We start from the raw sequence: 21,343 nt of genomic DNA, 5'->3' as shown, positions 1-21,343 counted from the left end.
ATTGTAATATGAATAAAATAAGTCATAAGAAAATAAATAAACATGGATTTACACTCGCTGAGCTTCTGGTAGTTATCGCAATATTGTCGATTCTGGCAGGAGTTTCTTTTGTTGGAGTTAGTAAGTATATAAGGAGACTTCAGCAGTTGGAGATGGATAACACTGCAAAAGACATTTTTATTGCAGCACAGAACCATCTAAGCCAATCTTATGCCAGTGGTGAATATGGGATTAAATATGAGAATGATCAAGATGAAAAAGATATTTTTGGTTTTAATCTTAGTAGTAAGCCATCTTATTTGCATGTAGATTACGATTCTTCAGGAAGTAAGACTCCGGATTATAAATATGTTCTTTACAAAGGTTCAGATGGTACCGGTACAGAATCAGAATGGATTCATTCTATCATGCTGCCTGTTTTTTCTATTGATAGTGAAGTTGCAGAAAATGGAAATTATTTAATTGCTTACGAAGCCAATACTGCAACAGTTCTTGGAGTTTTTTATTCAAGTAAGCCTCATACGTCTTTAGGAAATTCTGATATCATATATGAGTTTGACTCATATGATGAAGATAGACTTAATGCTGCTGTTTTAGATGAGGACTTAGAAGATCCAAAGGTAATAGGATGTTATATTGCTGGATATAGCGATGGAAGCAATGACTCTTCAGGTGGTTCGAATCCATTGATTCCGATTCCTGAGGATCAGTTTAAACCTTTAAGAGTTTATTTAACCAATGAAGATAAACTAACAGCGACAATTATTAATCTAAACTATTCTGCTTCAAATCAAAAAGAAAGGATTACATTAACAGTTACGGGTTTAACTAGCGGAAATAAGCAAACTATTCTTGTAAAAGGCTCTGATCCAAAAGGAAATACAGTATATATTAATGGAGGTAATCCTACAGGAAGATATGACGATAAGAAATATAATATAGTTTCTGATAATGAAAATATCACAATTACTCTTGATGATATAACAACAATATCAACATTAGAATCAAATCATTTTGGAGATCTTTTCCCATATTTGATTCCTGGTGAAGATATTGAAGTGCAAGCAGAGTATTCTGAAGATGGTAAATTAGCCGCATCTGTTGTAAGTAATACAGATACGGATAATAGTCTTTTTTATTCGTATGGTGGTAATGAAGCAGATATAAAATACATCAGACATCTTGAGAATCTTGATCCTGATATTTCAAAATTTGATTTTACTGAGTTGATTGATGCAGGCTCATCATCTGATGAACTTACAGCAATACAGATTGAACATATTACATATAATGCTGCTGTTTACCCAGCTATATACGATATTAATTCTAATGATAAAGGTGGTTATTATGGTATACATAATGATTACCTTGTAGAATACGATGGAACAAAAAAACATATAAGTAATATCGTTTCAAATGGTGGTAACGGTGGTAATTCTGGTATCATCGGAACTGTTAACCATAAGTCATATAAGTCATTCAAGATGAAAAATCTTGAAATCATAAATAGTAATTTCAAAGCTTCCACAGGTAATGCAGGAAGCGCTGTTGGTGCGGCTTCAACACCGATTACTTTGGAAAATATCTCTGTAAAGAATGATGATGCAAATCCTGGTTCAGCAATTACTATTTCATCCGCTATGGAAGGTGTGTATGGTGCCGGAGGTCTGATCGGAAATAGCACCAATTCACTTAATGTGAAAAAATCATATGTTTCTAGTGATAACCTTACTATATCCGGCATTGCGTCAGGTGGAATAGCAGGTAGTACGGCCGGTTCATGCACTATCGAGGATTCTCATGTTGAAGGTCAGAATCTGAAGGTATCCGGCACTACAGCAGGAGGTGCAGCCGGCCGCACATCTGGAAAGCTTGATATCACAGATACATACAGTACAGCCTATGTTTATGCTGATGCTGCCAGTGGTTCCGGTGGAGGGATCGCAGGCGGTTTCATTGGCTCTGTTAATGATGCCACTACAGACAGCATCATCGAAAGATGCTATGTATCTGGTCATACCAAAAACGGAAATTACGGAACAGGAACATCTACTACGGCAGAGCCTGACTCCATGAAAGATAATTACAATGTTATATCCAACGGTATCTCAGGAGGATTTATCGGTGATGCTACATGGGAAGGAACCGGAAAGATAACTGTAAAGAATTCATATACAACTGCTTCTGTTTATTCATCTGATGCTTCAAATGGAATAGTTGGTGGTTTTGTCGGAACATGTGTAAATCTGTCTGTAGATAATGTCTACAGCGCAGGTTTAGTTTCTGTGACCGATGGCGGATCAGCCGGAGGTTTTCTTGGTGTGGGCACAGCTTCTGCATCTGGATCAAATTATTATCTAAGAGGACTGTATACTGATAATATCAATGGTGAAAAACATGAATTCAACAACATTAGTATAGTTGGAAGCGGAAATATTTCTGGTACCGGTGTTACTGCAACATCAGGTGAAGGAATATTAGCTACATCTAATGTAAAAGAAGATGCTTGGGACAAGTATATAAAAGATCATTACCAATACTATACATATAAAACAGTTAAGCAATTATCAGGAGCGAGTACAAAAACGCCACTTACCACGCATATCGGCGACTGGGCAATAATAGAAGAAGACAAAAGTCAACATGGTATATTCATTCGAAATGCAGAAAAGTTAGCTTTAGTAATTAAAGGAAATGAATTCAAGAATAACTATCTATGGGTTTTGGTAGAAGAAAAAGATAATACTGCTCATGATTACTACGCTAATTATTATTTAGATAATAATAATATAGAATTAATTAACACAGACTTTTGTGATTATAGTAAAACAAATTTTAACTATAATATTATAAACAACAATAATACCAGTTATAATAATGAGTATTATTTGTTCTTTGATGATATAACTAAGCCTAAAGGTGCTTTTCATAATATATTCCCTTGCATAAAAGAAGGTGCAGATATTCAAATAACTGCAATAATGTTGGGTAGCCAAAATAAAAATTATACAAAAGCACAATTAAAAAAATTACAGTCAGATACAAATAGCGAAGCATTTGTAGGTATTACAAATAGCTTATTTGCTGACGGCTCATTTAATTCAAACTCAAAATATGATGACTCATCGAACTATTATGAAACAAATTATTACAGTGATATAAATCCTAACTACGCTATTGTTAAACCTATTGAATCTATTGACGGAAACAATAGTGATACCTCATATAGCAAAACTGCGCTTATTACAAATTTCAGACATTTACAAAATCTGGATGATGAAGTTTCTAACATTAAATGCGGTATGGATGTTGAAAAAGTAAAGCTCTGTAAAGATCTATATTGGAAAGCTTCTACTACATACAATGGTGAAACAGTTAATCAGATGCCGGTTATGACAAATGTAGATGATGAAAATTATGAATATTACAATAATTTCATAACAGCTATTAACGATGATAATGGTACATCAGACCAGGAAGTTAAGATTTATAAATGGAATGAAACAGGTACTACTAATACTAATACTACGCCTTTGGCAGCAGAGAGTTCATTCTACGGAATCAAGAGAGATGAGCATTATAAGCTTGTTGAGTTTGACGGTCAGGGTCACTCCATCAATAACTTAGTAATAAAGTCTAAGACCGCATCTTCTGATATGGGTCTTTTCCGAAGCGTTGATTTTGCATGTAATAAGACCTTTACAATGGGTAATTTCAAAATGAATTATCCTGTAGTAATCGGAACAACCGGTGAAATAGGAACTGTTATCGGAAAAGTAACCTCTGATCATACGCTTACATTTAATGTATCCAATATCGAAATCAATTATCCTACAGTTGAATCAACAACAGGTGATGTTGGTGGAATGATAGGAAAGATTAATGTAACTACTAATAATCATACATATAATCTGACCGGTATTACCATGAATTATCCTAATGTAACCGGTAATACATGTAATGCAGCAGGAGGAGTAATAGGAAGGATTATTGCTGATACCGGTTTGACATTTAATGCATCAAAGATAAACACTTTGGGAAGTAAGGTTAACGTGACTTCAGGTAGCGTGGCTTCGATTTTTGGAGAAATATACATTGAAAATGGAAAAAATAATACAGGTTTTACTATTGAAAATATTACAACAAAAGATTCAACAGTAATAACCGGTAACCAATATGCTGGAGTATTAATTGGTCGATTAGGTGGATCAAATTATGAGGAAAAAAATGCATGTGATTCGAATATTGATATTTCCAAGTGTTTATTAGAAGATTTTGCTGTTGTTACTAGAGGATATTCTATTAGTATGGCAGGTTCTCTTTTTGGCGGTTATTATAATAAAGGAAGCTTAAAAGTTGATAGAGTATACAGTTATGGTAAGAATTCTTTGATAAAAGCACTTGGCTCTTACGCTGATGCGGGAGGATTAATTGGAGATGCCTATTTTGGAAAATATGAAATAACTAACACAGGAGCTTCTGCTTATGTTTATGCAGGTAGAAGCGCAGGTGGATTTATAGGAGAATATAAACCAACAAACAATACAGTTACTTCTAAGATTGAAAATTGTTTTGTTGGTGGACATGTCTCTAAGTCTACATTTGACTATCTTGATTCTGTAGCTACGGATGTCAAAGGATACTCTACAGATATAATTGGTCATGGTGGATATAATATCTGGTCCAAATCCAATTCGGGCGGATTTATTGGTTACATATTTACAAATGTTTCAAATGTATTTAAGGACTGTTTCACAACGGCCTCTGTCGGTATAGAGGGTAAGAAAGTTGAAGATCCAAATAATGAGGCTGATATTGGGACTAAATCAGGGGGCTTTATTGGATATTTGCAATTTAGTCCGGGTACAGTATTCAATAATTGCTATGTAGCTGGATGTGTATTTAATAAAGCCAATCATGTAGGAGGTTTTACTGGAATTAATTTTGTGAAAACTAGAACGGACCGACCAACATATAATAATGTGTCTGTTCTTCGAGGTATCAACTATAATGATAATTTAATAGCAATAGATGTAGATGAAAAGAATGGGGCAACACCTTATACTACAGAGTTTTCAGAATCAATATTTGTAGAACCGGAGTCATCGAGAGTTGTTAATACAAATACTTCTGAAGTAAGGACTTCAACATTCAATCTGCCTGAAAATTCAGTATATCCATTCAAGGATGAAGCACGTAACCCGGATTTAACCGATTCTTATCAATATGTATTTTATGGTGATTGGGTAGAGCCGAAGTCAAAGTATGTCAGTCTTGAAAATGGCAATAGATTAACAGCTGTAATTGATCTTTCAAACGGTACGACGTACAAGAGAGTAGAAGATATCAATGTTACCGGTGGATATTATTATGAAACTTACATAAAGCTACAAGGTGAAGAAAGTGGTGTAACCGCCTATTACAGAGTCAGGTACAATGAGCAGGGATACAAGAATATTGCTCAAATAAGTCATTATAATACATACGCAGAAACTGAATCGACTATGGTGAGAGATACCACTATGTTTGACTATCACCCTGATTCTGCATTGCTTGAGTTTTATATTGATAATCTCTCTTCTAAACAATCAAATTATCTGATGACAATGTCAGAAGGTCCGGAGGATGCAAAACCCGGAGAGAATATTATTGTCAATGTACGTAGTACATATGCAAATGTTCAAAATGTCACCGGAAATACTCAGGCAATGGCAAATAGCCTGTTTGAAAAACGTGTTGATAACAGTGATGGAACGTGTACTGTATATATATCTAATAGTAGAAACCTTCAGAATCTTGAAAGTTCAGTTTCCGGATTAAATTACAGTACATATAAAATAACTAAGGCTGTACAGACGGATAACATATATTGGAAGGATGATGGTTCATATATAGCTGATGCTAATCATACTTTCTATACAGCAAAGGTTGAACCATACATTACAGAACTTTCGACATTAAATAACGATCATGAAGTAATAATTTATAATTATAATTCTAAAAATACAACAGATGGATATGTTGAGTTAACTCATAATGGAAAGTTCAAGCCTATATATGTTAATGATTCTTGTAGTTTGACAGAATACGACGGAGGTGGTTATTCGATTTATAACTTAAGCCCGGATGAGCATTTAACATCTGAAGTGAATTCGGGTCTGTTAGCAAGGACAAACAACAATTTCACAGTGAAAAATCTAACACTTATAAATCCTACAGTTGTAAACACAGGAGATGAATATGCCGGTAAAGAACCGTTAACATCCGGAGCAATAGTAGGAACTGCAAACAAAAATCTCACATTGTCAAATGTTCACTTAAAAGGCATTACTACAGTAACTGCAAAAACCAGTGCCGGTGGATTTGTTGGAGAAGTTTCAGGTAATCTTGTTGTTGAAAATTGTGGCGTAAACAACTTCACAACCTATGACAATAGGGTTACAGGTGAACTGAATGTCTCATGTTCAGGTGGTAATCCACGTAATATTGCCGGTATGGTTGCAAAAGCAAACAATAGAACACAAATTACCGGATGTACTATTGATTGTAATTCCTTATCAATCACTGATTCGGATACTATTGGTGGTAGTTATCTAGGAGGATTTATTGCATTTAATTATGGTGGTGTAGAGATTACATCTTCAAAAATCGATAGTGCTTCTATAAATATTAGCAGTAATAGCGGATCTAGTACGCCAGGAGGATTAGTTGCATATTCTTATGGCGGAGATGTGACACTAAATAATTCCTATATTAATTCAACCATTTTGAAAATTGAGGGAGGATCCCAAGTTGGAGGTATACTTGCTTTACAAAATGGAGACAGACAATATAAGTGTGAATTTAATAATGTAGGAATAACATCCCCTAATGGAATAATTAAAAATGTCAGAAGTTATTCAGCAGGAAAAAATACTACAGTTCTTGGAGGTCTGATAGGCTCTGCTAGTCTGACGATAACAAATTTACAGAACTGCTATACTTCAGTTTACTTGCAAGGTTATAGTGAATCAGTTGGAGGTTTAATTGGAAGTATTAATTCAATGTCAGGTGTTATCAGCAATTGCTATGTAAGTGGTCATACTAAAGGAGGCGTATTTGTTGATACGATTGATGAAAGTGTTGACGGACGATTTAATATAATATCTTGTGGAAAACACGTTGGTGGATTTATAGGAAGTTTGGCCGGAACATGCACAGTTGAACATTGTTTTAATACCAATTCATTACTATTTTATCCTGATTCTGCTGATAGCACTTATGATGATACTATTGGTGGATTTATCGGAGTAATAGGCGGAGATGCTAGTGGAGAGTTAAGGATTAATGATTGTTATAGTTACAGTCATGTTGCCGGAATGAATTATTCAAGTGGAATAGCAAGCTCTGTAGGCACATTCGCAGGCCAGTTATATCATGAAGGTTCATATCATAATGCCACAATTAACAACTCATATTATTTAGATGAGGGAATAGGATTGTATCCGATTGTGACAAAAGATGGTTGTGAAGTGGGACTGGCACCGGTAACAAAGACCGACTCAGCCAACATTACCGCTACAAATGAAACATTTTCCACTAATACAGTTCCGTTTGATGCATCACGAACAACAGTGGTTTATCCATTTAAAAACTGGATTAGTTCAAAAACGTTTTATGGTGACTGGATGGAGTGATATTTAGATAGTAAAGTCCATTCAAGATAAAAAAGCTGGAAGACATCTTATTTAACAACAGGATGTCCTCCGGCTTTTTTTGGAGCGCATATGAAAACATATGCGCTCCGTTTTTTTAACTAGTTGACATGACATGTGTGCCATAAAAATTAGTACCATTTACCATGAAATAGATTTGCTATTAAACCGTTAAATCAGATCCTAATTAAGCAAGCGTGCCATAAAGCGAATTGACATCATCAAAGAATAGAATTACAATAAGTGCCAATATCCGATAAGGCACATACGAAAAAATTGGGCAAAAACAATATTCGTAAAATTGTTGGATTATTTAACGGATGATATAATATTAAGTAGGTAAGCAAGTATATGTCAGAATTCAATCGTAAAGAATATAGAGTTTATAGAAAAAACAGACAGGATGGTGATTCATATTTTCAAAAAGGTGTAAGTCATTTGATTGAGTACTTTTCTGTTAAAGAAAAACTGTTTGTTTGGGATAAATCAAAAAATGAGGCTAATATCACTGAACATGGAATAGATTTCTATACTGCTGCGTATGTATTTAATGATGAATTCAGGTTGGAAGATGATAATAGATATGTTGATGGTGAATTAAGAGAACAAGTAATAGGTGAGCCTTCTTCTCCGATTGATGATAATCATCCGATAGATACAACAAAAACAAGACCACGGGCAGTAATTGGTGAAGTAGAAGGCATTCTCTTTGTAGTATTTGTTCAGCAAGTTGGAGATTTTGGTGAAGAGACAAGAATAATATCCGCAAGAACTGCAAATAAAAGTGAAGCAAAAACATATTTGATGATGAAGTATGCAGATTATTTGGAATGATCAATGAAAGGAGAGAATATGTCAAACGATAAAAGTATTAATTATCTTGAGAAACTCTCCGATGAAGAGTTTTTTAAAAAAAGATATACAGTTAGTGAAGCTGATCAGGCAGTACTTGATAATAATTCAGTTATTATTAATGGAAGAAGATTTTATAGGGCTTCAGTCAAAGAAAAAATACTAAAAAAATATGCCAGGGAATCCAATCCAAAACAGGGAGAACCTGGATCTATTGAAAATCCATTAGTTCGTTTTGGGAAAGAATATGTATATTCAGAAACCGGTGAATTAATAGAATATGTTCATGATACTGTGCATTATGTTTTGCGTTCTGATATGAAACCAAACTTATCTCAGAAAAAGATGATAGAAGATGCAAGCACCAGTCCTATAAAATATAGCAAAGATTGTCCGGAACTGACTGAGCATGATTTAAATGAGCTCGTTAAGAGTCGGCTTAAACATAAAAAAGTCATCGATGATGTTGGAGATAGTTAAGCAGGTGTCAAAGATGCCCGGAATGAGTGAGGTAATAATTATTTCATGAAAAATATAAATTTTATTTTTCTCAGCTTAATGTGGTTTACTCTTTTGATAACAGGGTGCGGCAAAGCTTCAACAAATGAGACATCTGCTGATAAGGAGGCAGTCTCTGCTGTGTCGTCAAGCCTTGTGAACAGAGCTGATGACGGTCGGATAATCGTAGGTATCAGCATGCCCGATCAGCAACTTGAGAGGTGGAACAGGGACGGAGCCTTCCTGAAATCGGAATTTGAAAAATACGGTTATGAGGTTATACTTTCCTTTGCTGATAATCTGATAGACAAGCAGATCAGTGAACTTCGGAATATGATAGATGAAGGGGTGGACCTCGTTGTGGTATCTGCAATAGACGGAGGAACTCTTTCATCAGTACTGGATGAGGCATCTCAGGCAGGTGTCAAGGTAATTGCCTATGACAGACTTCTCATGGATACGGATATAGTTGATTACTATGTGTCTTTCGACAATTACATGGTGGGGGAGCTTCAGGCAAGATATGTTATAGACGCACTTAAGCTTGATGCTTCTGATGAAACCAGGAATATAGAGATTGTGACCGGAGATCCTGTAGATAATAATGCACGTTATTTTTATAACGGAGAGATGGATACTCTGGTTCCTTATTTTGAAAAAGGTAAGCTTAATATAGTCTCCGGACAGAAGGATTTCTATGTGACAGCTACAGGAACCTGGTCTACTGAGATTGCACAGCAGCGTATGCAGATCATTTTGAATTCATATTATAAGCACAACAGGCTCGATGCAGTAGTATGTGCCAATGACTCCACTGCCTTAGGAGCTGTTAATGCTATAAGAAGTGACTACTCTCAGGACAATAAAGTGATTGTTACAGGACAGGACGCCGACGTGGAGAATGTTTATAATATACTGTCCGGGAATCAGAGTATGACAGTATTTAAGGCGCTGAAAAACGAAGCCATAGTGACGGTTGATCTGACAAGGGCTGTTCTGGAGGGAGATTCCCCGGATGAGAAGCTGATAGAAGAGAGCGGTTGGGATTTTGAATGCAGATATGATACCACAAGCTACAACAACGGAAGAAAAAATGTAAAATCATATCTGCTTATCCCCAAGGTTTTGGATAGCAGCAATATCCAAAAAGAACTCTTTGATACCGGCTATTATACCTATGATTCAGACGGAAATATCATTCTGGGAGAATAGATGGAAACCATTTCGCCCATTTTCCTTAGTGACATATAGGGCCTTGTCTGCATATTCCATCACTTCATTTATATCATCCACATCTTCAGGATAAAGTGCACATCCAAGGCTCACTGTTATTTTGATCGTACCTATACTGGTCTCAAAGTCATCTCGCATTCTGCTGACTATTTTTTCGCAGATGCGGATGACTTTTTCTTTGTCAGGTTTTGAGATTATGGCTGAGAATTCATCTCCTCCGAGTCTGGCAAATGTGATATTTCTTCCTGAAAATTCTTTTAATCTTTCAGCGACACCGGCAAGGATTTCATCACCAACCTGATGTCCTTTTGTATCGTTTATTCCCTTGAAATGATCCACGTCCATCATGATTATGCCGTAAGATTTTTTTGATTCTACGACTTTGGCAATTTTCTCGGTGATGAATGTTCTGTTAGGCAGTTGGGTCAGATAATCTGTTCTGATAAGTTTGTACCTTCTTCGGTTACTGCCAAGAAGAAGTCCTATGACTATGATCAGAAGCAATGCAGTCAGCATCACAAGATTACTGACAGTGGAATTATCCCGGTAAAATGTTGTTAATGTCTGTCGCTCATTCAAAACAACTGAACCAATGGGAAGATCTTTGCTTTTTAGATTGAAAATATCCATCTGTCCCTGTTCAAAAAATGGAGTAGATATTGCGCTTGTAACTAATGGCATGGTATCAGGATCTTCACCAAGAAGGATTTTTCTCGCCATACTTCCGGCCATGAGACCTGCATCATAGTAGGAATAGGACAGACCGCCAAGCACGCCATGCTCTATATCGGCAGATCCCACCCTGAATATCGGTACATTTTTTGTATTTTGGGAAATAAAGCTTGCAGCAGTCTGAAGGGGATATAAATTGGACTCACCATCGATTGAAAAATCCAGAAATAATATGATATCGTCTTCTCCAAGCTCGTGTAAAACATCTTTGATACCATTAGCTGTGTAGTAGGAAGTATTGATGATTCTTGTTTTGAGATCGGGATGAGCATCCTTGAACTTCATAAATTCCACAAAATCGCCCTGTCCTGATATTGTGGCATCAACTATGGCAACCAATGTTTTTCTGTCAGGAAAGAGCTCCTGCATAAGCTTGTAATTTCTTTCTATATCTATTACCTCTGCAATACCGGTAACTCCGGGAAGATCAGAAGTAGTCATGGCTTCCGTGGTGTTATTTACGCCAAAAAAAACAACAGGTTTATTCTTTAACAAGTTTTTTCTATGATTATTTAAGAATCTGAGAGCCTGATCATCCGCCAGGGCGATAAGATCAAAATCTCCGCCGGCAGATATCTTATAAGAAAGATAATCCCTGAAATTGTCAATATCCTCAGCGCGATAGTAGTACTCTGTATCCATGAATTCATAATCAATCTGATAGTTTAGTTCTTCCAGTCCCGCTTCAAATCCACTGAGCTCATCCGGTACCACTGCATTGGAGAACCCATAGGAAGAAATGAACAGAATACGATACTGACGCTCGAAATCGTCCGAAGCATAAACAACGGAAGAGAAAGTTTCGAACAATAGACAAAAGAATATGATAAATAAAGATAAAAATCTTATTTGTCTACATTTGAGATTCATGGAGCCTGACTCCTTGTTTTTTAAAATCAATTTTGAGTCTATACATATATATAAATTATAAGATAAAATGACATAAATTTAAATAACAGATAGCTACGGGATATCGATATAAATAGAATAACTGAAAAAATATTAAATTTTTGTTAAATTTAAAAAAATTTTAAATATATTTAAATTTGATTCGCAAAATTACAAATCCTATCTCCAATTTAATAGTTTTTTTGATAGTTCATTTGGTATATTGATAACGTAAGATTGTGTGACGGAGGATATCATGAGCGAGAATTCTAACGACAAGAGAAAAAAAGCTCCAAGTAAGGTGGACAATGTATTCGTAATCCAGATCCTTGATCAGGAGCATGGTACATGGCAGGGACGCGTTACTTGGGCTGACCGCAACAAGACTAAATATTTTCGTTCAGCTCTTGAGCTTATCAAATTAGTTGAAGGCGCTCTGGGTTCATCAGATTTTGAGATTGGATTTGATGATGAGTCAGAGGAGTTGAGTGAGCAGGCATCTTTGGTAGGTGATGGCCGGGATGTTAATGCAGGCTAAGTATAAGTCTTAAAAAGTATATTTGACGTTACACGAGTTCGTGTTTTTAAAGAGGTCCGAAAGGGCCTCTTTATTATTATGTGTTTTTAAGGGTATAGCTGGAATAACAAACTTATATACTTGACATTCGGTGGTTTAGTCTGTATTATTTCCATAACGCTTTAGCGTGATAAATTGGTAGAGCGATAAAGTTGTTTCGCCGGTTGATTTATCAAATTATTTTTTCGAATCCATATAGTTATAGAAGAAAAAACTTTCAAAAAGCGGTATAATCAACAGGTGGTCATCACACAGAATGGAGATAAAGATGTCTGTATTTTTTAACTCGATATATAAAGAACTGGAGCCCTACACACCGGGAGAGCAGCCACAGGACAAAAAGTACGTGAAGCTCAATACAAATGAGTCACCATTTCCACCGGCACCGGGAGTTATAAAAGCTGTAAACGAAAGCGAAGCAATGGATCTGAGACTTTATTCAGATCCGGAGCTTAAGCCCCTGAAGGCACAGCTTGCTGAGACATTTGCCATGACAACAGACAATGTTTTCATAGGTAACGGTTCGGATGAAGTATTAAACTATGCATTCATGGCTTTCGGTGAAGATGGTATCGCTTATCCGGATATCACTTACAGCTTCTATATAGTAATCGCCAATCTTAATCAGGTTGAATCAGATATCAAACCACTTAACAGCGATTTCACAGTTGATGTAGAAGCTTTCCTTGGAGAGAAAAATGCTGACGGCAGCCACAAAGGACTCGGCAAAAGCATTGTCATCGCAAATCCCAATGCGCCGACCGGAATAGCCATGAGCCTTGAGGACATTTCCAGAATCTGCGAAGCAAACAAAGATCACGTAGTTATCATTGATGAAGCCTATGTGGATTTCGCAGAAGAAGGCACCTCCGCAGTAGCTTTGGTTCCCAAATACGAGAACCTCCTGGTGGTACAGACTTTCTCGAAATCAAGATCCCTTGCAGGCGCAAGAGTCGGCTTTGCCATAGGAAGCGCCCCCATCATACAGGACCTTGAAACCCTGAGAAACTCCAACAACCCCTACAACGTAAACCGCATTTCCATGAAGTGCGCAGTAGAGGCCCTGAAGGACAATGCCTATTTCGAAAAGAACTGTAATACCATAAGAGAAAACAGGGCTTACGCCAAAGCAGAACTCGAGAAGCTTGGTTTCAATGTTTTACCATCTCAATCCAACTTCCTGTTCGCAGAAAGCAACAAAATAGAAGGCGGCGCCCTCTACAAAGCCCTAAAAGACCGCGGCGTCCTGGTCCGCCACTTCACAAGCCCCAAAATTTCCAACTTCAACCGTATAACTGTCGGTTCCCGAGAAGAGATGGACATTTTAATTGATACTATTAAAGTTATATTAAATGAATACTGATTCTATCAATATTCCTAAATGATTAACACATGTAAATTTATACAACAACGTAGGAAAATGTTCGGAATGTGTGCCAAGGGTTGCGAGTTGAAAGAACAGACTGATTGAAATGTACGACCCAGATGCACACACTTGTGCAGATGGGGCGCACATTTCAATCAGGCTGTACTTTCAATCGAGTGGCCCGGCGCGCATCCGAACATTTTCCGGACGGACTTAATAAACCTATAGGAGCAATCATGAGAACAGCAGAAATCAACCGCGTAACCAATGAGACAGATGTGAATTTATGGCTCGACCTGGACGGCGACGGCAAAGAATCCGAAATCAAAACCGGCATCGGCTTTTTCGACCACATGATGACACTCTTCAGCAGACACTCAGGCATCCAGATGAGCCTGACCTGCGAAGGAGACACCTGGGTAGATGACCATCACAGCGTCGAAGACATTGGCATAACCCTGGGAGAAGCCCTGAAAGAAGCTCTCGGCGACAAGAAAGGCATCAAGCGCTACGCAAGCCTGACCCTTCCCATGGACGAGGCACTGGTTCTGGTTTCTGTTGACATCAGCGGCCGCGGCGGCTTCTATGGAGATATTCCATTTCCAACAGAAAAGATCGGCACCTTCGACACCCAGCTCGTGACCGAATTCATGACAGCCTTTGCTGCCAATGCAGGAATCACGCTGCACATTCGCCTGATCACAGGCTTCAACAGCCACCACATTGCGGAAGGCTGCTTCAAAGGACTTGCCAGAGCATTACGAGAGGCGGTTTCCGCTGACGAACGCTTCGGCACCGACATTCCCAGTACCAAGGGGGTACTTGCTTAATGATTACAGCTAAGTTAAACAGCTTATATGAGAAGTATGGCTACCGTCAGTTTAAGATGACGAAGTTTGAGCCCTACGATCTCTATGCAGACAACAGGGATTTCCTTAAATCCAATCAGCTCATAACCTTTACGGATCTTGACGGATCGCTTCTGGCACTTAAGCCAGACGTGACACTCAGTATCATCAAGTCCAATCTCGGCGGTGAAGAGAAGGTTTACTACAACGAAACAGTTTATCGCCCGAAGGACGATCACTACAGAGAGATTCTTCAGTCCGGAATTGAGTGTATCGGAAACATTGACTCCTACAGCGAGGCGGAGGTCATAGCCCTTGCGGCAAAATCCCTCCAGCTTATTTCCGACAGATTTGTGATCCGTATCTCTGACGCGGCATTTCTCAGGCAAATGTTTGAGACCATGGGGCTTAGTGAAACCGCCCAGGCAGAGGCATTAAAGCTTTTCTCTATGAAGAATGCTGCCGGCTTTGACGCATTGGTGGAGCAGGGTAAGATCACCGAGGCCAGCGCCAACACCTTGAAGAGCATGGTAGACCTTTACAAGCCTTTTAAAGAGGGTGTGGCAGAGCTCAAGAAGTATGCCATTTCCAATATTTCCGCCAGGATGGCAGATCACTTATCACAGCTTGCTGCTATTTTTGAAAGCTTCGGTGTTCTTGAGTCCATATACCTTGATTTCTCACTTGTGAATTCCATGGACTACTATAACGGGATCATTTTTCAGGGAGCTGTAGCGGACATTCCGTTTACCATATTGTCAGGTGGAAGATATGACAAGCTTCCGGAGAAGATGGGTAAATCTTTCGGTGCCATCGGCTTCGCATTAGACCTTGATACAGTCGGAAATTATCTCACAAAGGTTCCGGGGTATGACGTTGATTATCTCATAACTTATGACGGAGAAGCAGATCCGCCTGCAAAGGTGGCGGCTGTCATCGAGACCTTCAATCATGCCGAATACAAGGTGCGGACCGTCAGAACAGACGAAGTGGACCACATGGAGCACAAGATCAGGGCTCGCAAGATTCTTACATTAAAAGAAGCAGAAAAGGAGGCGGCTGATATATGATTAATATAGCATTGGCAAAGGGCCGTCTCGGAGAAAAGACTTATTCAATGATGGCGGCTGCGGGTTTTGACTGCCCGGCTATCCTTGAGAAAAACCGAAAGCTCACTTTTGAGAATCCTGAAAAGGGTGTGAGATATTTCTGGGTTAAGCCTTCGGATGTTGCGATCTATGTAGAGCGTGGCGCGGCAGACGTAGGTGTCTGCGGCAAAGACATTCTACTGGAGTACGATCCGGATTTATATGAGCTTCTGGATCTCGGGATAGGCAAATGCAGGATGTGCGTGGCCGGGCCCAAGGACTTTTATGACAATGAAGAGCGCACTCTGAGAGTTGCCACAAAGTTTTCCAATGTTGCCAGGACCTACTACGAGTCCATCGGCAGAGACATTGACATCATAAAGCTGAACGGTTCTATAGAGATCGCGCCGCTGCTTGGTCTCAGCGATGTCATCTTTGACATAGTGGAGACAGGCGGAACCCTGAGAGAAAACAATCTGGAGGTTCTGCAGGAGGTTGTGCCGGTCAGTGCGAGACTTGTATGCAACAAGGTGAGCTATCAGTTTAAGCATGAGGAAATCATACGACTGCGCGACGGCCTCGGGAATATCGTGAAGAGCGGCGAGGAAGTGCAGACTATAAAGCTGGAGCACTAAAAAAGGGAGGAGACACAATGATCAAGATTTTTGAAATGGGAAAGATCAAGGACGAAGAGATCTTTGCCAGGTTTGAACCAACTTCAAGCGTTGAAGATATTGTTAAAGACATCATCGCGAATGTCAGAAAGAATGGTGATGAGGCATTAAAGGAATACAGTTCAAAGTTTGATCATGTGGACCTTTCGGATTTTCAGGTGAGTGAATCGGAAATCGAAGCCGCTCTCAAGCAGGTGGAGCCGGAGTTTATAAAGGTTCTGGAAGAGGCTGCTGAAAACATAAGTGCATTCCATGAGAAGCAGGTTCGTAACAGCTTCATCATGGCTGACAAGCCGGGTGTTATCCTGGGACAGAGGGTGATCCCTCTTGAGAAGGTTGGTCTTTATGTTCCCGGCGGAACAGCAGCTTATCCTTCAACGGTATTGATGGATTCCATCCCGGCAAAGATCGCAGGAGTTGAAGAGATAGTCATGGTTACTCCTCCAAACAAGGAAGGATCAGTAAACCCGTACATCCTTGCGGCAGCTCATGTTGCCGGCGTTGGAAGAATCTTCAAGATTGGTGGTGCACAGGCGGTGGCAGCATTGGCTTACGGAACTGAGTCCATACCGAGAGTAGACAAGATCGTGGGCCCGGGTAATGCTTTCGTGGCAGAAGCCAAGAAGCAGGTTTTCGGTCAGGTGGGAATCGACATGATAGCAGGACCTTCGGAGGTTCTGGTGCTTGCAGACGGAAAATCAGATCCCCGTTTCGTAGCTGCGGATCTTCTTAGCCAGGCAGAACATGACAAGAATGCTTCTGCCGTGCTCATCACAGAATCAATGGAGCTCGCAAAGGCGGTTCAGCAGGAGCTTGAAGTTCAGCTCAAGCAGTTATCGAGAGAAGATATTGCACGTCCTTCCATCGAGAACAACGGAAAGATCATCGTTGCGAGAGACCTTAAAGAAGGAATCGATGCCGCAAACCGCATCGCCCCTGAGCACATGGAGGTTTGCGTGGATCAGCCATTTGATTACCTGCCGCTTATAAAGAATGCGGGATCTGTTTTCCTGGGACGCTACAATGCAGAGCCTACAGGCGACTATTTTGCAGGCCCTAACCACACGCTTCCCACATCCGGAACAGCCCGTTTCTATAGCCCACTTTCAGTGGATGACTTTGTGAAGAAAATGCAGTACAGCTACTACACAAAGGAAGCCCTGGAAAAGGACTATGACAAGATTTCGCTTTTTGCCCGCAGAGAAGGACTCACAGCCCACGCAAGAGCGGTGGACATCCGATTCGGTAAAGAAGACCGGGATTGAAGCGATGATCTATATGGACCATGGGTAACGGTGTTTATGGTACATCGTGCTAGATTCAGTATTTCGTAATGGGATCTGACCCCTTAAAGGGACTTGATCAAACATTAAATTATTGTATTGGGGGCTGACCCCTTTGGAGAAAAAATGATAGCAATTATTGACTATGGTGTTGGAAACCTGTTTTCACTAAAAAGCTCAATAGCCAGCATCGGAAAAGAAGCGGTGGTAACTTCAGATAAGAGTGTCATCGCCTCCGCAGATCAGGTTATCCTTCCGGGCGTTGGCGCTTTCGGGGATGCTGTTGAGAAGCTGAGAAGCAAAGGCCTCTTTGATTTCGTGAAAGAGCAAGCTGCTTCCGGAAAGCCTCTTCTCGGTATATGCCTCGGCATGCAGATGCTTTTTGACAAATCCTTTGAATACGGCGAGCATGAAGGTCTGGGACTGGTTCCCGGAGAAGTCAGACCTATAGAAGGTGTGATTCCTGCAAACCTTGACATTCCCCACATGGGCTGGAATGCTTTAAACTTTCACGCAGCTTCGGGAGAGGCATTTGCCGAAAGTCCGATCTTTAAAGAGCTCAAGGAAGGGGACTACGTTTACTTCGTTCACAGCTATGCGGCTTTCAACTGCGATAAAAATCTCATCGCAACCGCAGAGTACGGAGTTCCTCTGACCGCTGCAGTGCAAAATGGTAATGTTTATGGCACTCAGTTCCACCCTGAGAAGAGCGGTGAGATCGGCATGAAGATATTGAAGGCATTTGCAGAGTTGTAAAAAAGGAGGATATATGCTGCTTTTTCCGGCAATCGATTTATACGACAAAAAGGTGGTTCGACTTGTGAAAGGCGACTACCAACAGATGACCGTTTATAGCGAGGATCCTCTGGCAACTGCCAAAGATATCGAAGCAATAGGAGGCAAATGGCTACACCTTGTGGATCTGGAGGGTGCCAAGGACGGAACAACACCTAACTTTGATGTGGTAAAATCCATAGCACAGAACACCGGTCTCAAGGTTGAGATAGGCGGCGGCATCAGAAGCTTCGAGACTATCGAGAAGTATCTCAGTGCCGGTGTATCCAGGGTCATCCTTGGTACAAAGGCAGTTACAGATAAAGAATTTCTGAAGGAAACCCTTGGAAAATGGGGCGACAAAATCGCTGTCGGTGTGGACGCAAAGGATGGCAAGGTAGCAGTTAAAGGCTGGCTTGAGGTGCTGGATGTGGACATGTTCGACTTCCTGGAGGAACTCAGGGAAATGGGCGTGAAGACAGCCATCGTCACAGACATTTCAAAAGACGGCGCCATGAAAGGCACAAACCTTCCGCTTTATGAAAAGCTTTCAAAGCTTCAGGGCATTGACATCACTGCCTCCGGCGGAGTTTCAACTCTCGATGACATTAAAGCTTTGAAGGCTATGGATATCTACGGTGCAATACTTGGCAAGGCCATGTATAACGGAGCCATCAAGCTTGAAGATGCACTGATGCTGACCGAAGAATAAAACACAGAGTTAATCCACCGTCCCCGGTGGTATTCCGGGTGACTTAATAAAACCGTAATGGGGTCTGCCCCCTTACAGAGAATTAAACAATCATTCATATTATTGTAATGGGGTCTGACCCCATTTAAGGAGAAGTAATGATTACCAAACGAATCATTCCGTGCCTCGATGTCAGAGACGGGCGCGTTGTCAAAGGTGTAAATTTTGAAGGTCTCAGGGATGTAAATAACCCTGTGGAACTCGGAAAATATTATAGTAACTGCGGAGCAGATGAGCTGGTATTTTACGATATCACCGCAAGTTTTGAAGGAAGAAAGCTGTTCACCGATATACTTACAAAGGTGGCCAGCGAGATATTCATCCCTTTGACAGTTGGCGGCGGAATCAATACAGTAGATGACTTCGACAGAGTTTTGAAGTGCGGTGCCGACAAGGTTTCTGTAAACTCCGGAGCCATCAAAAATCCCGATCTTATAAATGAGGCGGCTCAAAAATACGGAAATCAGTGTGTGGTTCTGTCTGTTGACGCAAAGCGTGTGGATGGAAGCTTCCATGTGTTCCTGAACGGCGGCCGCGTGGATACCGGAATGGATGCTCTTAAATGGATTGAAGACGGCGTAAAGCGCGGAGCAGGTGAGGTTGTTCTCAATTCCATCGATACCGACGGCGTGAAACAGGGCTTCGACCTGGAGATGCTCAAAGCTGTCAATGCTATCGTCAAGGTCCCGGTCATTGCTTCGGGAGGAGCCGGCTCCATACAGGATTTCGTGACACTTTTCAAAGAAATCCCTGATATGTCCGCAGGTCTTGCCGCTTCCATTTTCCACTTCGGAGAAGTGAAGATCGACGACCTGAAGAAAACACTCAGAGACGAAGGCATACCTGTAAGATTGTAAACTTATCCACCGGGGAGGATTTATGGCGATTGAAGATTTTGATATTGATAAAGTGAAATTTGATGAGAAAGGTCTGGTGCCCTGTATCGTTCAGGATTACAAGACAAAAAGGGTGCTGACATTAGCATACATGAACCGTGAGTCCTTAGGCATCAGCCTCGAAAAAGGCTGCACCTGCTTCTGGTCCCGTTCACGTCAGGAGCTCTGGCTCAAGGGTTCCACTAGCGGTAACTTCCAGCATATCGTGACCATGGAGGCAGACTGCGACAGAGACGCCATACTTGTTCAGGTTATAAAGGATGGTCCTGCATGCCACCGCGGAAATGACAGCTGCTTTGATGACTCACTGTGTCAGTATTGGCCTGAGAACAAGCCATTCTAAGGTGCCAATCAGATCTGCATCTGTGTGTCAGATACTAAAGCTTCCAAATGCAACTTTAATTGAGCCGGTTATATTGACATATGTATGTCAGATATTAAAGCTCCCAAATGAAACTTACATATAGTCGGTTGGATCGACATCTGTGTGTCAGTAATAAAGGCGGAAAACATGCATTTATAGATGAGGAAAATATATGAGCAAAGAAACCGAATACATGGACATATATAACGAAAAAAAAGAAAAGACCGGAAGGGTAGTGGATCGAAAGACTCCTCTCAAAAAAGGTGAGTTCATGATGTATGTCCTGGCGATCCTGGAAAGGGAAGAAGACGGCAAACTCCTTATCACACAAAGATCTCTTGATAAAAAATGGGCTGCCGGTGCCTGGGAAATCCCGGGCGGAGGTTCCAAAGCCGGGGAGTCTTCATTAGACACAGTAAAACGTGAGGTAATGGAAGAAACAGGCCTTGATATCTCAGCATGTCCGGATGAACAGAAAACTCCGGTATTTTCCTATGTTAATGAAGACCTCGAGAGGGGTGACAACTACTTTGTGGACATATATCACTTCGTATTTCCTTTTGATGAGAAGGATGTAACTATAGAGCAATCCGAAGCCATAGACCACAAGTTTGCTACATTAGATGAAATCACAGAGCTAAACGAACAGTCGTCCTTCCTGCATTACAGAAGACTGCTTCAGGCACTTGGAAAAGAGAATTGAATATTTTATAATTTTATCAGTAGATTTCTGAATATACTTCAGAAATCTATTTTTAGTGAAACACTTTTTATCGTACATAGCAGGCAGATATCCACTGGGGACGGTTCTCTCCGGCGAGTAAC

At 40.2% G+C, this 21,343-nt stretch carries 16 protein-coding genes; 15 read left to right on the top strand and 1 reads right to left on the bottom strand.

All coding sequences use genetic code 11. The annotated features are described in order from the left end of the window. Window positions 1-8: 8 nt before the first annotated feature. The 4 genes from T357_RS0114300 (at window position 9) to T357_RS0114285 (ending at window position 10,256) form a co-directional block, all read left to right on the top strand. Window positions 9-7,676, top strand: a complete 7,668-nt coding sequence (locus T357_RS0114300; RefSeq protein ID WP_031554035.1) for a type II secretion system protein — start codon at window positions 9-11, stop codon at window positions 7,674-7,676. Window positions 7,677-8,045: 369 nt separating this feature from the next. After that, window positions 8,046-8,528: a BrnT family toxin gene (locus T357_RS0114295; RefSeq protein WP_031554032.1), complete on the top strand. Its 483-nt coding sequence runs from the start codon at window positions 8,046-8,048 to the stop codon at window positions 8,526-8,528. Between the two features lie 18 nt (window positions 8,529-8,546). Then, a complete protein-coding gene (locus T357_RS0114290) occupies window positions 8,547-9,026 on the top strand; it encodes a hypothetical protein (protein WP_031554029.1) in 480 nt (159 codons plus the stop codon). Between the two features lie 45 nt (window positions 9,027-9,071). Beyond that, the gene (locus T357_RS0114285) at window positions 9,072-10,256 is read left to right on the top strand and encodes a substrate-binding domain-containing protein (protein ID WP_242840124.1); all 1,185 of its coding nucleotides are present in this window, start codon (window positions 9,072-9,074) and stop codon (window positions 10,254-10,256) included. Here the strand turns inward: T357_RS0114285 and T357_RS0114280 are convergent. Beyond that, window positions 10,227-11,879 (bottom strand): ABC transporter substrate binding protein, encoded by a 1,653-nt coding sequence (locus T357_RS0114280; RefSeq protein WP_031554024.1) that lies wholly within the window; start codon window positions 11,877-11,879, stop codon window positions 10,227-10,229. The two genes, T357_RS0114285 and T357_RS0114280, sit on opposite strands and share 30 nt — an antisense overlap. A 274-nt stretch (window positions 11,880-12,153) precedes the next feature. Between T357_RS0114280 and T357_RS21835 the strand changes: the two genes are divergently transcribed. The 11 genes from T357_RS21835 (at window position 12,154) to T357_RS0114225 (ending at window position 21,221) form a co-directional block, all read left to right on the top strand. After that, window positions 12,154-12,435: a hypothetical protein gene (locus T357_RS21835; RefSeq protein WP_044917040.1), complete on the top strand. Its 282-nt coding sequence runs from the start codon at window positions 12,154-12,156 to the stop codon at window positions 12,433-12,435. Between the two features lie 307 nt (window positions 12,436-12,742). Further along, a complete protein-coding gene (gene hisC / locus T357_RS0114270) occupies window positions 12,743-13,837 on the top strand; it encodes a histidinol-phosphate transaminase (RefSeq protein WP_031554020.1) in 1,095 nt (364 codons plus the stop codon). Window positions 13,838-14,076: 239 nt separating this feature from the next. Further along, window positions 14,077-14,670: an imidazoleglycerol-phosphate dehydratase HisB gene (hisB, locus tag T357_RS0114265; protein WP_031554018.1), complete on the top strand. Its 594-nt coding sequence runs from the start codon at window positions 14,077-14,079 to the stop codon at window positions 14,668-14,670. Then, complete coding sequence (locus T357_RS0114260) at window positions 14,670-15,758, top strand: ATP phosphoribosyltransferase regulatory subunit (protein ID WP_049962455.1); 1,089 nt, start codon at window positions 14,670-14,672, stop codon at window positions 15,756-15,758. The genes hisB and T357_RS0114260 overlap by 1 nt, the downstream gene beginning before the upstream one ends. Further along, window positions 15,755-16,411, top strand: coding sequence for an ATP phosphoribosyltransferase (gene hisG, locus T357_RS0114255; protein WP_031554014.1), 657 nt, complete (start codon window positions 15,755-15,757; stop codon window positions 16,409-16,411). Before T357_RS0114260 ends, hisG begins: the two co-directional genes overlap by 4 nt. Window positions 16,412-16,428: 17 nt before the next feature. After that, window positions 16,429-17,715, top strand: a complete 1,287-nt coding sequence (hisD, locus tag T357_RS0114250) for a histidinol dehydrogenase (protein WP_031554011.1) — start codon at window positions 16,429-16,431, stop codon at window positions 17,713-17,715. A gap of 144 nt (window positions 17,716-17,859) precedes the next feature. Continuing rightward, complete coding sequence (gene hisH / locus T357_RS0114245) at window positions 17,860-18,489, top strand: imidazole glycerol phosphate synthase subunit HisH (RefSeq protein WP_031554008.1); 630 nt, start codon at window positions 17,860-17,862, stop codon at window positions 18,487-18,489. Between the two features lie 13 nt (window positions 18,490-18,502). Continuing rightward, complete coding sequence (gene hisA / locus T357_RS0114240; RefSeq protein ID WP_031554005.1) at window positions 18,503-19,219, top strand: 1-(5-phosphoribosyl)-5-[(5-phosphoribosylamino)methylideneamino]imidazole-4-carboxamide isomerase; 717 nt, start codon at window positions 18,503-18,505, stop codon at window positions 19,217-19,219. Between the two features lie 137 nt (window positions 19,220-19,356). Then, window positions 19,357-20,115 (top strand): imidazole glycerol phosphate synthase subunit HisF, encoded by a 759-nt coding sequence (gene hisF / locus T357_RS0114235; protein ID WP_031554001.1) that lies wholly within the window; start codon window positions 19,357-19,359, stop codon window positions 20,113-20,115. Window positions 20,116-20,137: 22 nt separating this feature from the next. After that, window positions 20,138-20,497, top strand: a complete 360-nt coding sequence (gene hisI, locus T357_RS0114230) for a phosphoribosyl-AMP cyclohydrolase (protein WP_044917038.1) — start codon at window positions 20,138-20,140, stop codon at window positions 20,495-20,497. Between the two features lie 193 nt (window positions 20,498-20,690). Continuing rightward, complete coding sequence (locus T357_RS0114225; protein ID WP_031553996.1) at window positions 20,691-21,221, top strand: NUDIX hydrolase; 531 nt, start codon at window positions 20,691-20,693, stop codon at window positions 21,219-21,221. The last annotated feature ends 122 nt before the right edge of the window (window positions 21,222-21,343 follow it).

Origin of the sequence: Oribacterium sp. FC2011 (assembly GCF_000701645.1) — a bacterium.
Lineage (GTDB): Bacteria > Bacillota > Clostridia > Lachnospirales > Lachnospiraceae > Oribacterium.
Note: the sequence above shows the minus strand (reverse complement) of the source record. Positions and strands in the feature narration are given on the sequence as shown.